Annotated in this window: 12 protein-coding genes and 1 pseudogene; 9 read left to right on the top strand and 4 right to left on the bottom strand. The window is 32.0% G+C overall.

Translation table 11 applies throughout. The features are described from left to right. Window positions 1–135 precede the first annotated feature (135 nt). The 8 genes from ACPDG9_RS10580 to ACPDG9_RS10545 are packed head-to-tail and all read left to right on the top strand — an operon-like array spanning window position 136 to window position 9252. The gene (locus tag ACPDG9_RS10580; protein WP_430527727.1) at window positions 136–1638 is read left to right on the top strand and encodes a hypothetical protein; all 1503 of its coding nucleotides are present in this window, start codon (window positions 136–138) and stop codon (window positions 1636–1638) included. A 16-nt stretch (window positions 1639–1654) separates the two neighbouring features. Then, entirely contained in the window at window positions 1655–2578 is a 924-nt protein-coding gene (locus ACPDG9_RS10575; RefSeq protein WP_430527726.1) for a type VII secretion EssA family protein, read from the top strand. Window positions 2579–2590: 12 nt separating this feature from the next. Further along, window positions 2591–5122: an Hsp70 family protein gene (locus ACPDG9_RS10570; RefSeq protein WP_430527725.1), complete on the top strand. Its 2532-nt coding sequence runs from the start codon at window positions 2591–2593 to the stop codon at window positions 5120–5122. A 12-nt stretch (window positions 5123–5134) separates the two neighbouring features. Continuing rightward, the gene (locus ACPDG9_RS10565) at window positions 5135–5809 is read left to right on the top strand and encodes a hypothetical protein (RefSeq protein WP_430527724.1); all 675 of its coding nucleotides are present in this window, start codon (window positions 5135–5137) and stop codon (window positions 5807–5809) included. Continuing rightward, complete coding sequence (locus ACPDG9_RS10560) at window positions 5810–6109, top strand: DUF6804 family protein (protein ID WP_430527723.1); 300 nt, start codon at window positions 5810–5812, stop codon at window positions 6107–6109. Window positions 6110–6136: 27 nt separating this feature from the next. Then, entirely contained in the window at window positions 6137–6961 is an 825-nt protein-coding gene (locus ACPDG9_RS10555) for a KilA-N domain-containing protein (protein ID WP_430527722.1), read from the top strand. Between the two features lies 1 nt (window position 6962). Further along, entirely contained in the window at window positions 6963–8729 is a 1767-nt protein-coding gene (locus tag ACPDG9_RS10550) for an AAA family ATPase (RefSeq protein WP_430527721.1), read from the top strand. Between the two features lie 4 nt (window positions 8730–8733). Next, window positions 8734–9252 (top strand): TerB family tellurite resistance protein, encoded by a 519-nt coding sequence (locus ACPDG9_RS10545; RefSeq protein ID WP_430527720.1) that lies wholly within the window; start codon window positions 8734–8736, stop codon window positions 9250–9252. 447 nt (window positions 9253–9699) lie between these two features. Here ACPDG9_RS10545 and ACPDG9_RS10540 read toward each other — a convergent pair whose 3' ends face one another. The 3 genes from ACPDG9_RS10540 to ACPDG9_RS10530 are packed head-to-tail and all read right to left on the bottom strand — an operon-like array spanning window position 9700 to window position 11408. Further along, entirely contained in the window at window positions 9700–10188 is a 489-nt protein-coding gene (locus ACPDG9_RS10540) for a hypothetical protein (protein ID WP_430527719.1), read from the bottom strand. 3 nt (window positions 10189–10191) lie between these two features. Beyond that, on the bottom strand, window positions 10192–11106 hold the full coding sequence (locus ACPDG9_RS10535) for a relaxase/mobilization nuclease domain-containing protein (RefSeq protein ID WP_430527718.1): 915 nt from the start codon (window positions 11104–11106) through the stop codon (window positions 10192–10194). A gap of 2 nt (window positions 11107–11108) precedes the next feature. Continuing rightward, window positions 11109–11408, bottom strand: coding sequence for a plasmid mobilization protein (locus tag ACPDG9_RS10530; RefSeq protein ID WP_430527772.1), 300 nt, complete (start codon window positions 11406–11408; stop codon window positions 11109–11111). Window positions 11409–11920: 512 nt separating this feature from the next. Here ACPDG9_RS10530 and ACPDG9_RS10525 point away from each other — a divergent pair. Further along, window positions 11921–13195, top strand: coding sequence for a hypothetical protein (locus tag ACPDG9_RS10525; protein ID WP_430527717.1), 1275 nt, complete (start codon window positions 11921–11923; stop codon window positions 13193–13195). 673 nt (window positions 13196–13868) lie between these two features. Here the strand turns inward: ACPDG9_RS10525 and ACPDG9_RS10520 are convergent. Then, window positions 13869–14069, bottom strand: a pseudogene (locus ACPDG9_RS10520) (IS3 family transposase); the annotation flags it as partial. Window positions 14070–14211 lie beyond the last annotated feature (142 nt).

Here is a 14211-nt window from a genome sequence, read left to right as displayed (position 1 = left end):
GCCGACACACAAGCCAACGCTTCAAAAAACCAAAAGAGCCATTTTTCCAACGCTTCAAAGAAATCATACTTATTACGGTAAACCGTAATGCTAATTCAAATTTTATAAATAAATTTCACTCGTAGAAAATTATAAATGAAACTAATAAACGAAAACCCTTATAGAATTGCTGGAATCCTTGCTAACACTTCGGATAAGGAATTACTAAAACAAAAAAGTAAAATCAAACGATTTAGCGAGGTTGGCAAAGCCATAACTTCTGATTATGATTTTTCTTTTCTTACTCCAATTTCCAGAGAAAACGGAAGTATTGAAAAAGCCTTTTCCAATATTGAACAAAATCAAGATAAAGTAAATCATGCTTTGTTTTGGTTTATGAATTCTAATAATTTTGATGAAACTGCCATCAATTACCTGAAAAATGGAGATAAGGAAAAAGCGATTGAGATTTGGGAGAAAATAACCGATGGAAAAGAGGTGAGTTCTAAAAACTTTTCAGCCTTCAATAATATTGGTACGCTCCATCTTTTAGATAACTCTAAACTCAGGGTTAAGAAAGGAATTGAAGCCAAAGTTAAATTACTGGAATCTGATTATTTCAAAGAGTTTGCCCACTCCGTAGCAGATGAAACCTTTACCCTTAATGCTGATAATCAAATTGAAATTTTTGTTGATAGCTTACTGAAACAATTTAAAGAAGTGTATTCAACAAGCGACACAATGAGTTTATTCAATGGCTGTAATGGAACTGCTCAAAAATATCTATCCAAAAGATTTACAGAAGAACCTATTCATAAAATAGAAACTCAAATAGAGCAAACCAAAAAGAAAAGGGTTCAAAATAAACTCAATGCTTTTCGATTGGGTAAAGATTTCTACCAAAACACAAAATCTGAACTGGCTTTGTTGAAAAATTTATTGGGTAGCACCAACGCTCAATATAAATTATTGGCTGACAATGTAGCTAAAGAAATCTTGCAATGTTCTATTGATTATTTCAATGAAAGCCAAGAAGAAGACAGTAATCCTGACTATTTAGCAGAAGCAATGCAATTAGCAAAAATAGCGGATAGCGTTGCGGTAAACAGTATTACAAAAGGTAGAATAAAGGAAAATATTGCTACACTTGAGGGGATGAAGGAGAGGGAAATCAATTTGGCAATTGTTGTTCTTAAATCTGTAAAAGATGCCTTCGAACGAAATAAATCTGATATAATGGAGCAAGTTCGTAGACAAGAAAGAACAATGGGATATGGGCAATCCATCAATTGGAGCAAAGTAGATGATCTTATTAATGATTCTATTAATTGGGATAAAGCTATTGAAGTAATAACCAATACAGTATCTCTGAAAGATGTTGATAAAATCAGAAACTCTAGTGACACTTCTAAAATTAATGAGTATAAGTCTTTGGTTGACTTTTTATTAAGTAAGCTAAGTAATTACCAAAAAAATAAGGTTAAATATTTATGCTATTGGAAAACCGTTGCAACAAGTTATACTCAAACCAGGCCAACTACAAGCACGACAGGAACAACAACTGGTACAGACCATTCAAACGAAAGTGGAATACCTGAATGGGTAAAATGGGTTGGAGGAATAATCCTTCTTATAATCTTAATCAGAGCATGTAATTAATAATGAACAAATAAATATGAAAAGAATAATACTCATTCCTTTACTTCTTAGTGCTTTAACTGTTTTGGCTCAGGAGAAGCCTAATGTTTCTGAATTAGAAAAAAGTGTTTTCCAGCAAAAGCAGGAGATAACTGCTTTGCAACAGAAGTTGAAAACACAAGAAACACTTATTAACCAGCAAAAGAATGCATTGACTAATCTTTCCTCAAAAAGTGAAAATCAAGAAAAGTTGATAGACAGTCTGAAATCAGAAACCGTAACAAATGCCCAAAACATTCAAAGCATAGCTTCTGATTTAGGTACAAAAATCCAACAAACAGAAACTACGGCTAAAGATAGTATTTCTCAATTGGATAAAAATGTTAGTCAGAATAAATTGTATTGGATTGTCGCCACTTTGGTAACCTTGCTTTTGGGTGGAATTATTTATTGGCTCTTAGGTAAACGCATCAATTCCAATAAAACAGATGTGGAAACTCAAATCAAAAACACCAAAAAATCCTTGGAAGAAGAGAGCATCAAATTAGATAGCAAATTAATGGAAGTTTTGGAAACTCAGCTAAAATTGAAGCAAGAAGAAAAGCAAACTATCCCTGCAAATTCAAATAATGAACCTGACCATTCTTTGGCTTTAAAAGTAGCTGATGAAATCGTAAGGATTCACAAAAACCTGCAACAAATGGATGCCAGCACCAAAGGCTTAAAACAGCTATCGGCTTCTGTAAAAAGAATACAAGATAATTTTGCTTCTAATGGTTATGAATTGGTAGAAATGTTGGGCAAGGAATATAACGAAGGAATGAAAGTAATCGCCAACTTTGTTCCGAGTGAAGACATCGAAACTGGTAAGCAAATTATCACGAGAATTATTAAACCACAAGTAAACTTTAAAAACGAAATGATACAATCTGCACAAATTGAAGTGAGTGTAGGTGAGTAAAAACTAAAAATTATGGCAAGAACAAAAATAGATTACGGCATTGACTTGGGAACGACCAATTCAGCTATTTCAAGAATAGAAAGTGGTGAAGTCATCATCAAAAAAACAGATACTCAATCAGACACTATGCCGTCTTGTGTTTTCATCAACAAAAAGAAAGCACAACAAGTTGGTGACGTGGCTTATAATGCCTTAAAACGAGACAAGTTAAGTGCGATGAAAAATTGGGATGATAGCGATTCTAATTCTTTTATTGAGTTCAAGAGAACAATGGGGACGGATAAAAAATATTTCAGTTCCAATTTAGGTAAAGAATTGAGTTCAGAAGAATTATCAGGTGATGTTTTAAAAACTCTTAAATCATTTATCAAAGATGAAAATGTAAATTCAGCTGTTATTACAGTCCCAGCTGCTTTTAAAAATAATCAAATTGATGCCACAAGAAGAGCTGCTCATTTAGCAGGGTTTGAACAAGTCGAAGTTTTACAAGAACCTGTTGCGGCTGCTATGGCCTATGGTTTGGATAGTAAAAAGAAAGACGGTTATTGGTTGGTTTTTGACTTTGGAGGTGGAACTTTTGATTCTGCTTTGTTAAAAGTGGAAGATGGTATTATGAAAGTTGCAGACACTGAGGGAGATAATTATTTAGGTGGTAAAAACTTGGATATGGCAATAGTGGATGAAATCATTATGCCCTATATCGAAGAAAATTATGCCATTGATTCTATTTTGGAAGATGATGTTAAAAAGCAAATTCTAAGAAATGCAATGAAGTTTTATGCGGAGGAAACCAAAATAAAACTTTCGTTTAACGATAGCCATAATGTACTTTCAGATTTAGGTGATATTCCGGGAGAAGATGACAACGGAGAAGAATTTGAATTGGATATTACGGTTACCCAAAGTGATATGGAAAGGGCATTAGCTCCAATTTTCCAGAAAGCAATAGATATATGTAAAACACTTTTAGAAAGAAATAATTTAAAAGGTTCATCATTAGATTCATTGATTTTGGTAGGTGGTCCAACTTTCTCGCCTGTACTTAGGAAGATGTTGGAGCAACAAATCAGAAAAGCAGATACCAGCGTTGACCCAATGACAGTGGTTTCTAAAGGTGCAGCATTGTATGCTTCTACGGTTTCAGTTTCAGAGGAAGTAAAGGAACAAACAAGAGATAAATCAAAAATTCAAATTGAAATTGGACACGAGGCTTCTTCTGTGGAAATGGAAGAGTTTGTGACTTTGAAAATCTTAGCGGATAAAACAGAAGGAGTAATTCCTGAAAAAGTATTTGCAGAAATCACTAGAAGCGACAAAGCGTGGTCAAGCGGAAAGGTGGAAATCAATGAAATTGGAGAAGTAATAGAAACCCAACTTTTGGAAGGTAAAACCAATAGTTTTGATGTGGCTCTTTATGATGATAAAGGAAATTTATTAGAAAGTGAACCCAAGCAATATACCATCATTCAGGGATTAGGTGGATTGAGTTCTATGCAAGGTTTAACGCTGAATTGGGGAATTGAAATCAAAGAAAGAGCAACAGGAAAAGTAGTTTTCTCTGAAGTTGCTGGATTAGAAAAAAACAAATCGCTTCCTGCTGTTGGAACGAGAAATGGACTAAAAACTCAAAAACAAATTCGCCCGGGAATGGATTCTGATTTTATCAAAATTCCATTGTACCAAGGAGAACATGGTGCGAATGGAACAAGAGCGATTTATAATGAACACGTTTACGACATTACCATTAGCGGAGCAGAATTACCCGCTTTACTTCCAGAAAATAGCGATGTAGATTTGACTATCAATATCGATAAATCCCAAAAAGTTTCTGTCCATGCTTATTTCCCATACTTAGACTATACTGCTGAGATTGAAGTACCAACAGATACCGTCCAATCAGTAGAAACAAGATGGTTGGCAAACGAAATCCGAAAAGCAAAAGGAAGTATTGATGAATTAAGAGAAGACGGAAACAATTCTCCAAAACTTCAAAAAGTGGAAACTGAAATCGAAGCTTTGGAGCAGAAATTTGATAACAATAAAGATGATGTTGATAACAAGCAAGAGGTTTTAACCAATTTGAGAAAAACGCTTAAAACCATTGATGAACTCAACGAAACTACCGAATGGCCAAAGTTAGAAGAAAATCTAAAAGAAGAATTTTATCGTTTAGAAAAAGCTAATAAGGATTTAGGAAATGAGAAAACAACTCAAATTGTCAATCAGCTTCGTAAACAATTAGAAGAGGTCATCAAGACTCAAGATATAAAAATTGGAAATGCTTTATTAGAAGAAATAAATACGGTGTTCTTCCAATTGACTTTGGTGTATCAGCTCATTGGTTTCATCAGACAACACAACCATCATTTTGGTTCTTACAATTGGAGAGATAGTCACCGAGCAAGACAACTATTGAATGAAGGTTTGCAACAAATCGGAGAAAACCCAACCGTTGATGATTTGCATCCGATTGTTATTGCACTGATTAATTTGTTACCAGACGATGAAAAACCAAGTGGTGATGATAGTGTATTGGTAGGATAAAACTAAAAAGAAATGAAAAAACTAATCATACCATTTTTGGCAATTGCCCTTCTCACCTCTTGCGAATCAGAACAAGCAAGAAAAGACCGTTTAGCCCGTGAAGAGCAAGACAGAATTGAATACGAACAGCAAAAAGCCAAAGAAGAAAAAGAAGAAGCCTTTCGTTTAGAACAAGCCCGAATTGAACAAGAAAAGCAAGCTGACGCAGACAAAATCCAACGAGAAGCTGAATTGGAAAAAGAAAGAAAAGAACAAGAAATTTATAATCGATATATTGATAATTCTTTGCGTACGGGTTCTACTCCATATTCAAAATACTATGGTGAAAATTCTTCTTGTTCAGACTATGGTTGTTCTCAAATCAAAGTGAGAACTAGTAATTCCGATGTTTTGGTTACGATAAAAAAGAATGATCGAGTAGTAAGACACGCATTTATTCAAGCTGGTGATAGTTATACATTTTCTTTTCCAAACGGAACTTATCAAGCGTTTTTCTATTATGGTAAAGGTTGGAATCCTGAAAAAGAGATGAAAGGAGGAGAAATTAAAGGTGGTTTTATAACCAATGAGGATTTTGGAAAAGATGAACCCCAATCCCTGTACAACAATGTATTAGAATATGAATTGATTTTACAACAAAACGGAAATTTCAGCACAAGACCAAGTAACCCTGAAGAGGCTTTATAAATGGAAAAAACAATCAAAATAGTTTTAGCAGTTTTACTTTTTGCGTGTTTATTGGATATGCCTTACGGTTTTTTCCAATTGGTTCGCTTTGTGGCATTGATTGGTTTTGGTGTGTTAGCTTTTCAGGCTAACAAACAAGGCAGACAAACTGAAACGATTGTATATGGAGCATTGGCGTTATTATTTCAACCTTTCTTTAAAATTTCACTTGGCAGAGAACTTTGGAATATTGTGGATGTAGTTGTTGGGATTGGATTACTTGTTTCCGCATTTAGAAAACCCAAAATTATAAACGATTAACTTTGTGGTATTTCAACTTTTAAAAATATGGCAAAGAATAAGAAAATAACAGTTCAGCAAGTAGATATAGTTCTGTACGAAGAAAATAAACAGGATTATATTTCCTTGACCGATATTGCCCGATATAAAGATGCAGAACATACTGACAGCATTATTCAAAATTGGATGCGTAACCGAAATACTATTGAATTATTGGGTTTTTGGGAAACAATGTACAATCAGGATTTTAAACCCCTCGAATTCGAGGGGTTTAGAAATCAAGCTGGATTAAACAGTTTTGTAATGACACCAAAACGCTGGATTGAAAGCACCAATGCCATAGGGATTGTTTCAAAAGCAGGAAGATACGGTGGAACTTTTGCACATAAAGATATTGCATTAGAATTTGCTTCTTGGATTTCTATTGAGTTCAAATTATTTGTCATAAAAGAATTTCAACGATTAAAAGAAGAAGAAAATAACAAAGGACAATTGGAATGGAACTTACAGCGAACAATTTCAAAAATTAATTACCGTATTCATACCGATGCAATTAAAGAGCGTATTATTCCAAAGGAAATTACAAATCAACAAAAATCAATCATTTATGCCAACGAAGCCGATTTGCTAAATGTCGCTTTGTTTGGGATGACTGCTAAAGAATGGAGAGATAAAAATCCAACATCGAAAGGCAATATCAGAGATGAAGCAACAATTGAACAGTTGGTGGTATTGAGCAATATGGAAAGTATCAATGCACTTTTAATAAGCAATGAGTTATCACAGAGTGAAAGATTAATTGAACTAAATAAAGTAGCCATCACTCAAATGAAATCTTTATTGGAAAATAATAATTTGAAAAAATTGAAGTAGTATGGCGAAACAAGCTAGCATATTAACCAAGGGGCAAATCGTTGATGGAAAATATACAATGCAATTCTTCCTAAAAAAAGGAGATTATGCTGAAACTTATCGTGTACAAAATGAAAGTAAGGAAACGATGTTTTTGAAATTATTTGACTACTCAAAATTACATCGTACCCAATTCACCAATGATGGGAATGTTTTAGAAATTGAAATCTTAAAACAGATTAAACATCCTAATTTGGTAAAATATCTCGACAGTGGTGATATTATCATTGACCAACAAAAATTGGCTTATGTTGTTCTGGATTTTATTAGCGGAGAAACTTTAGCCGATAAAATGAAGAGGGAAAGCGAACTCAATCCCTATGAAGCCAAAGAAATTATTTTGGGCGTTCTGAATGGATTAAATTATTTGCATTCAAAACAGATCATTCATAATGACCTAACGAATCTCAATGTTATGTTGGACTTGTCGGGAAAGGTAGTAATTCCTAAAATTATTGATTTGGGTTATGCACGGTTTTTAAAACAAACGAATAAAGAATTTCAAAAAGAAGGACTAAATCCTTTTTATATCGCAAATGAAACTTTTAATCAAGTTTTTTCGGTTCAAAGTGATTTGTTTTCAGTTGGAGCTTTGTATTATCATTTGTTGGAAGGTTTACCACCCTATTTTGTGGAAATTTCAAAATACAAAGCTGATAAAATTCAGTTAGAAGAAGTTGTTTTAGAGGAAAGAAGAAAACCGTTAAACTTTTCCGAAACGACTGATGAACAAACAAAAGCGATTATATCAAAAGCATTACAGCCAAAAACTGAAAATCGTTTTAAATCGGCAAAAGAATTTATTCAGGCTTTGAATGGAGAATTAGAAATTGAGCTTTCAGTTCTTGAACAAAAAGAAAAAAAAGTTGCTCCAAAACTCACAAAAAATGGACAAGGTTTCTCGGCAATTGCAGGGATGCAAGAACTGAAAGATACTATTCAACTAGATGTAATTGATGCCTTGAATGACAAGGAAAGATATGCTGAATATGGCTTGACCATTCCAAACGGAATGTTACTGTATGGTCCACCGGGATGTGGTAAAACATACTTTGCCGAAAAAATGGCAGAGGAAATTGGTTTTAATTTTTATCAAATCAAGCCTTCAGACATTCAAAGTAAATGGGTTAATGCATCCCAAGAAAACATCAAAAACCTCTTTGATGAAGCCAGAGAAAATGCTCCAAGTATCATTTTTATTGATGAATTAGATGCTTTAGTACCTAATAGAGATACTTCCAACATCAGCCATATGAATACTAGTGCTGTAAATGAATTTTTAGCACAAATGAATAACTGTGGCGATGATGGAATTTTTATTATCGGAGCAACCAACAGACCCAATGCCATAGATCCAGCTATTTTGCGTTCGGGTCGTTTGGATAAACACATTTATTTGCCACCACCTGATTATGAGGCGAGAAAATTAATGTTTGAATTGTATCTAAAGAAACGACCAGCTGAAATTGGAATAAATTATGATACAATCGCAAAAGCAACAGAAAACTTTGTTTCGAGTGATATTAAATTCATTGCAGACGAAGCAGCAAGAAAGGCTTTAAAAGAAAAATCAAGGATAAGCGAAGCAATTATTCTTGAAATAATAGGAGGTAAAAAACCATCACTTTCCAAAGAACAATTACAAGAATATCTGCAAATTAAAGCAAGAATGGATGGAGAAAACAATTCAGAAAACAATAACCGACCACGAATTGGTTTTAAAACATAAAAATATGGAAATATTAAATTTTGAACAGTTATTACTAAAAACAGCATTTTGCTGTATGGCTTCTGATGGAAATATTGATCAAAGAGAAGTGTCTGCTATCGAAACTTTGTGTGAAAAATCGGAACTTTTTAATGACTTCAACTTCAAAGAAACGATTAACACTTTGGTAACTGAAATCAATGCAAACGGTAAGACATTTATTCAAGAATACCTTGATAAATTAAAAGCAGAAAAGTTTTCAGAAATGGAAGAATTAACACTTCTTAAATTTGCTTTGGCTACCATTTATGCAGATGAAGAAGTTGAGTATGCAGAAGTAAAATTCTTTAAAAACATCAGACATCGACTTTCTGTAAATGATGATAGAATTATAAACACTTTTGAAGCCGAGTACTCCGAAATTGAAGATTTTTTACAAGAAGATATTAAAACAGATGATTTATTGGAGAGCATCACTAGAGATTTCTTTGCTATTTCTGAATTACCAAAGTTTGAAAATATTATTACTAAAAAAAATGATTAAGCCTAGGCACAAGCAAGCACATTTGCAATTACTCACGTTTTTAAAATTTGATTTTGGAGTTCGTGAACTTCGTTTCGCACAACGCCACCGCACAACGCCAAAATTGCAAAAGAGCTTGCTTTCCCATCGCACGAAGAAAAGTCAATGCTAAAAAAATAAAAATTTCTTAAAGACTAAAATATAAATGAGCTTAAGAAGATAGCCAGCAGTTAACACGGTATTGCCAAAATGGCGGCAGAAGTGCTTCTATGAAACATTTGTGCAAGGTTCAACTGAAGTGCTACTATTGAACTTTAGTGCTAATAATCCGCCACTTCGGCAATACCCTAACCGTTAGCAATTCTTTTAAAATAGCATAAAATATTGCAACAAAGTTATTTCCATGAAATTTCGAACCCTCCCAGCTCTAAAAATCTTACGGAAATAACTTTGATAAATACTTTCGAATTATTGTTTTTGACTCCACTCTTTGAAAAACTTTGCTGTCTTAGGATTTTCGATAAAAAACTGATTTACATTTTCTAATTGATTGATTAATTCGTCTTTCTCATTAACTAGTATCTGGTACTCCGATTTATCAATAGTATTCTTAACCGCTACATACATAGAAACCCCTGTTGTTAAAATTAAGAAGATGTTTAATACAATCAAGTACAACAATCTTTTAGAGCTAACAGCCTTATGAACCTTTAAAAGCTCTTCATTGTTTTTTGTTATCTCTCGATGAAACTCATTAAAGTCATTCTGTAAACGTTGACGTTGTTCTTTTTCTATCTGTCGAAGTTCAGCAACATTTACTGTTACTTTAATATTGCTCAATTCCTTGATAGTATCTAAATGAGCTTTTTCGTTTTGTTTTATTGTTTGCTCTAATTGTATGACTTGCTGAAGTAATATTTCGGTCATATCCGTGAGTTTTGGTTGGTTCTTTGCCATAATTTATCTTTTTAAAGTTCTTCGTTTGCGTTTTTTCTGTTCATCATCTTCATCGTTACCGCCAAACTGAAAAGCAGATAGCATACTAAATAAAATAGATGTATCTGTTTTCCAATTCTGCATTTGTGGTTCAGATGACTCTTGATTGGTAAAGAGTTTGTTTACTTCATCTTTAGGCTCTTTAATTACTGTATTTTTAAATAAGTCATTGAGTTTCATGTTTCGGTCAATTTCACTTGCTTTTAGGTTTGTACCTGTTGGTAAATGAATAAATCGATACCCTTGTATATTTCCCTGTTTGTTAATCGTAGGCTTAACCTCAATCTGTTTTTCTAGCATTAAGCGAATGTATTGTTGTAAATCTTTAGGTTTCTGTCCTAAAACTTCCCTGTGAGCTGATTTAATAGCGTTTTTAGTTATTAAGTTAGTGTTGTCGGCTCTTTGCTTCTTGTTCTCATTTTCTTGTCTTATAGAAGTCCATCCGTATTTAAGAGCTATTTCATGAGCTACTCTTTGAGCTTCAAAACCAATATAATTATCTTTTAAAGCTTTTCCATTTTCATCTATGCGATTGGCGATGATGTGAATATGCTTGTGCTCTTTTTCTGTATGAACAAATGCAATATATTGAGCTTTGGTAGGATCGATTTGTAAACCAAGTAAAAATTCAACCGCTAATACACGTAAATCTCTATCGTTCATCTTTTGACTATCTGCAATGGTAGGAGATATAACTGCTGATATGGTATTATTTTTACATCTGCTGTTTTGGTTTTGCAATATCTGCATCGTTTGAAACATATCTTTCGAAGTTTCCCCCGAAAGATTATTTCTCAATAGTTCATATCCTTTTCTGGAATCTATCACGTAATTGAATAACGCTGTGCCACCAACACAAGATTTTGCTTTAGCTATCATAATTACAGTAGTTTTTGTAAGTGAGTTCGAATTAGATTAGCTGTTTCAATAGTGTGCTGTTTAACTCCTGTTGTATCGCCAAGCTTAAATAGGTTGCTTATTCGCCTAAAATTATCAGCGTATTTATTCAGTAATTTGTAAACTTCTATCTCTTCAGGAGTTAATTTATACGCTAAAGAATAATCAAGAGCGGTACTTCGTATGTATTCTGAAACACTACAACCAACTTTTTCTGCTTTGTTTTTTATGATTAGAGCTTCTGTAAGGGTAACTCTAAATTCTATCTTCTTTGTTTTTTTTATCGTCTTTCCCATTTTGCGACCTTCGGGAGAAAAACGATTGGTCTTTGATACTGGAAAATTTTCAATTTGTAAGGACAAAGACACATCTCGATGATTTAAACGTCATTTCGTTGTGGATAATAACTCCTTGTATGTCTTCAAGTCTAGCGGATTTAATATAGAAGATACACACTTACAAAAAATAGATAGGCTTGAAAAACTAGTCATGTTAGTGATGATTGCTTTTGTATGGTGCTATAAGATTGGAAACTATATTGACGCTATTAAACCTATCACAATCAAGAATCATGGTAATAGGATTATTAGTGTTTTTAAACTTGGACTTGACTATCTATCAAGATTATTGCTTTCTAAAAATGAACACAACCCTTTAAATATCAATTGCTTTAGGTTTTTGTCGTGTACTTAGGAAAAATTTACATCAAACGATGTATATAAAGGAATTGATGAAAAAGAAAAAAGAAATAACAAAATTCGAGTTTTAAATAATAGCTTTGGGCAAAAACAATATTATGAACAACAGACATTTCAATAATGAATCAAAAAACGATTATACAAATTTCCACAAGTTACAAGATCTTTTTTTTACAAAAGTTCCAAATAACATTAATGATACATTAAATATTTCGTATTTAGATTTCAAGGTAGGTTTAAAACCTAACTATCTTAAAATAAGCATTTACAAAATAGATTATACCTTAATAGTTTATTTTTCAAATAATTTAAATACCTATGCTTTTAAGGAGCAAATATGTTGGTCTTCTGACCATAATATCCCTTTCAACGAATACAATTATAATGTTAAAGAGCTAAATAGCTTTTTCTATAATCATATTAATTCTATACTTAATATTTTGAAAGAACATTATACAAATATAGAGTTGAAACACTTAAAGAGTTTTAAAGAGTTGTTAATTAAGAAACCTACTTTATCAAATAAAGTTAGAATAGTTAAAGTAAAAAAAATAACAGAAGAATCTAGTGATTGCACAGTAAATGTAGGTAGGGACAATAGTTTTTATTACTCACATAGAGTGAAATATAGTCTATCATATAATTTCAAAACAAATGAACATGATAACAAATTATTACATAACATTCAAAGCTTTCTTAAAACATTGTCTTCATTTAAAAGCGAAAGAGATAGACATTACTCAAATTGTACCAAAGATATGATTTGGGATAAAAAGCATGAAGAAATTGATTTTTATCTTTCAAAAATAATAACATCTTTATTCAATAACTTAAGTGACAATATTGATTTTATAATAAATAACACATTCTCTAAATTAGATAAAAAAACAATTGAAGAAAACAATATAAGTAATAATTCTAATGAACTAAAAAAAGAAATTGCAATACTTTCTTATATAGGTAATGATTATTTAAGAGGCCTGAATTATTTTGAATTCTATAATATTCTTATTAAGACTATTTTATTTTTAGTGAATAATTTAACATTAATTAAAAGTAATTACTATTTATGGCAAGATGTTGTTGCATTATGTAAAGATCATTACCAATTATCAAAATATAATCTAGAAGTTATACGACCTAAATTATTAAAAGATGTTACAAATATTAATCACTCTATTACATCTTTATACAAACTTTATATCACTAATAAAGATACTATAGAATATTTTTTAAATAATAATATAAAACACTATGACCAATTACAAGATATTATAAGTGATTATGTAATATCGAATTTAAATGATAATGATTTGTTTAATCCTAGTAATATAATTCAATTATTCAACAAAGAAGATAGAGTTATCTCATGAAGACACTATGGGTATTACTGAATTCCATAGACTAAACTACTTGGGAATATAGCACTAGCTGTGTCTATCCAAATTTTCTTCCCTTTGAGCTCCCCCCCCCCCTTTTCATACGTAGATAGAAACATCCTATACTTTATTGAAATATCTCCAAATCTTTAATAAAATATTTCGATATATCTTCTACATCGACTCCTAAACAGAACAAATAAAGTGTATAATTTAGTATATCGGTAAGTCTTTGATCATCTATATCTTTAGTTATTTACTTAGTTAAGTGTTTAATTACGTATTTAGCTATATACTTTTCTATGTAATACTTTACATATTCAGTTGAACAGCTATACTTGTACCTAGCATAATAGATACTTAAATAACTACTTTTAGCTCTAATTATATACTACTGCGTGTAATGACCTCATTACTTACTTCTTTAGATACATCAGTACAAAGCAACAGCCCATCTACCTATTCAAATATGGTTGTGCGCACAAAGAAACTCCATAAACTAGCTGAATCTAATTTGTGACTTTTATAGTAATACTTGACATTTTAGTGTTAAGTAGTGAGTGATTTATTAATATAAAATCACTATGGATTTTACTTTGTAAAATAGGTGGATTTAGTAATCGAAAGATAACAGCATTGGATATCCAAACGAAATCTGGACAATTAGTTAAGCAGCTTTATTACTATTTATTATTTGATTAAATTCGTTGATTGTCTGGTAGTTTAAGTAGGAGTGTCTGCGTCTTTTATTATACCACATTTCGATATATTCAAAGACTTTAGACTCCATTTTCTTTGTACTTAGTTGTAAATTTCCATAAACCATCTCCACTTTTAAGGATTTAAAGAAGCTTTCCGCTACGGCATTATCCCAACAATTTGCTTTTACTCATTGTTTAGTATTTATTTTGGTATTCGTGATATGCTTCGCAATTCTACTCATACTTCTAACAACCTTAAATGACTTCAGGTAGTTGGCAAATTTGTAGTTTGCATATTGTACTCCTTGG

Source organism: Myroides sp. C6-3 (genome assembly GCF_050522425.1).
GTDB lineage: Bacteria > Bacteroidota > Bacteroidia > Flavobacteriales > Flavobacteriaceae > Flavobacterium.
Note: the sequence above shows the minus strand (reverse complement) of the source record. Positions and strands in the feature narration are given on the sequence as shown.

Coding starts and splice junctions, on each gene's coding strand:
- ACPDG9_RS10575 (WP_430527726.1), top strand. CDS start 1,655: ATGAAAAGAATAATACTCATTCCTTTACTTCTTAGTGCTTTAACTGTT.
- ACPDG9_RS10555 (WP_430527722.1), top strand. CDS start 6,137: ATGGCAAAGAATAAGAAAATAACAGTTCAGCAAGTAGATATAGTTCTG.
- ACPDG9_RS10545 (WP_430527720.1), top strand. CDS start 8,734: ATGGAAATATTAAATTTTGAACAGTTATTACTAAAAACAGCATTTTGC.
- ACPDG9_RS10565 (WP_430527724.1), top strand. CDS start 5,135: ATGAAAAAACTAATCATACCATTTTTGGCAATTGCCCTTCTCACCTCT.
- ACPDG9_RS10525 (WP_430527717.1), top strand. CDS start 11,921: ATGAACAACAGACATTTCAATAATGAATCAAAAAACGATTATACAAAT.
- ACPDG9_RS10535 (WP_430527718.1), bottom strand. CDS start 11,106: ATGATAGCTAAAGCAAAATCTTGTGTTGGTGGCACAGCGTTATTCAAT.
- ACPDG9_RS10560 (WP_430527723.1), top strand. CDS start 5,810: ATGGAAAAAACAATCAAAATAGTTTTAGCAGTTTTACTTTTTGCGTGT.
- ACPDG9_RS10550 (WP_430527721.1), top strand. CDS start 6,963: ATGGCGAAACAAGCTAGCATATTAACCAAGGGGCAAATCGTTGATGGA.
- ACPDG9_RS10570 (WP_430527725.1), top strand. CDS start 2,591: ATGGCAAGAACAAAAATAGATTACGGCATTGACTTGGGAACGACCAAT.
- ACPDG9_RS10580 (WP_430527727.1), top strand. CDS start 136: ATGAAACTAATAAACGAAAACCCTTATAGAATTGCTGGAATCCTTGCT.
- ACPDG9_RS10540 (WP_430527719.1), bottom strand. CDS start 10,188: ATGGCAAAGAACCAACCAAAACTCACGGATATGACCGAAATATTACTT.